This window comes from Nocardia sp. XZ_19_369 (assembly GCF_015355715.1).
Classification (GTDB): domain Bacteria; phylum Actinomycetota; class Actinomycetes; order Mycobacteriales; family Mycobacteriaceae; genus Nocardia.
The window spans coordinates 91,376-92,351 of the sequence record NZ_JACVED010000014.1 but is presented as its reverse complement, the minus strand read 5'-3'; the positions used below and the strand labels follow the sequence as shown (position 1 = coordinate 92,351).

Annotated in this window: 2 protein-coding genes; both read right to left on the bottom strand. The window is 66.0% G+C overall.

Annotation, left to right across the window (positions count from 1 at the left end; genetic code table 11):
- Positions 1–128: 128 nt before the first annotated feature.
- Positions 129–422 carry a hypothetical protein gene (locus tag IBX18_RS39480; RefSeq protein ID WP_194838522.1) on the bottom strand — a complete coding sequence of 98 codons (294 nt, stop codon included), beginning with the start codon at positions 420–422 and terminating at the stop codon, positions 129–131.
- 295 nt (positions 423–717) lie between these two features.
- Complete coding sequence (locus IBX18_RS42950; RefSeq protein ID WP_255528293.1) at positions 718–843, bottom strand: hypothetical protein; 126 nt, start codon at positions 841–843, stop codon at positions 718–720.
- Positions 844–976 lie beyond the last annotated feature (133 nt).

The following is a 976-nucleotide window of genomic DNA, read 5'->3' as shown; positions in this document are numbered from 1 at the left end:
GTGGCGGTGCAGGCTGCTCCACCGGTTGCGCTGCACCTCCAGCTCGGCGTCGAGGTTCCGGGCCAGCAGTGCGTGGCCGTTCTCGCGGATCCGATCCAGATCTCGGACAGTCGTTGACCACCGGTAAATCAGGTTGTTGAGTTCAGAGTCCTGTTCAGCGCCCGGAAAGCGTGATCGATCTGTGCTTCCAGTTCCACCGCCAGCGGATCCGCCGCCGTCTTGGGTGTCGGCTGACCGTCCTCGAGGCGCTGGGCGATCAACGCGGTCGCCAGGATCTGCCAGTCCAGCTGGGCCACCCTCCCCCACACCCGCACCGCGATCTGCGCGGCCAACGGATTGTCGGCCACCAGACAACGGCGCCACCGCTGCGGATCCGCCCACCACGCCGCCGAAGTCAACTCCCGGCTCGGCGTCTGCTTCATGAGTTCTCCCTGCCGCCGCGACCCGCTCGCCGTCGTCCAGTGCTGGCTGTCGCGGCTCTCGATCCCCCTCGGCGATCCGCGGGCGCGGTTCGGCATCGGACACGGATCACTCCCCTTCGAACACCCAGGGGCTGTGACGCCAATCTCAGGACGTCACAGCACGTCAGTGCTCGACCGTATCCACGCAATTCCGCCGAAAAGGCGGCCAACCCACAGCCGGTGTGCCACCAGCAGAAGCGAATCGACGTGCTGAACTACCGCGGCCGCGGCGCGCCTCCCCGGACGCCCGAGGGGGCTACGAGGCGCCCTGGCCCATACCCAACTTCAGCAGCGAGAATCCGACCATCAAGACCAGCGCGATCGGGAGGAACAACACCGCAACGCCGACAACGAGCCCACGCCAGACACTGCCTGCACGCACACCCGCAACCACCCCCGCCAGCACTGCAGCTGGCAGCAACAAATAGGTCACCCACACTGCGGCCACCCCCTTTCGCTGATCCTGGATCTGTTGGGTCGCAAACGATCTCGAACACAGTAGAACACAAGCCTCA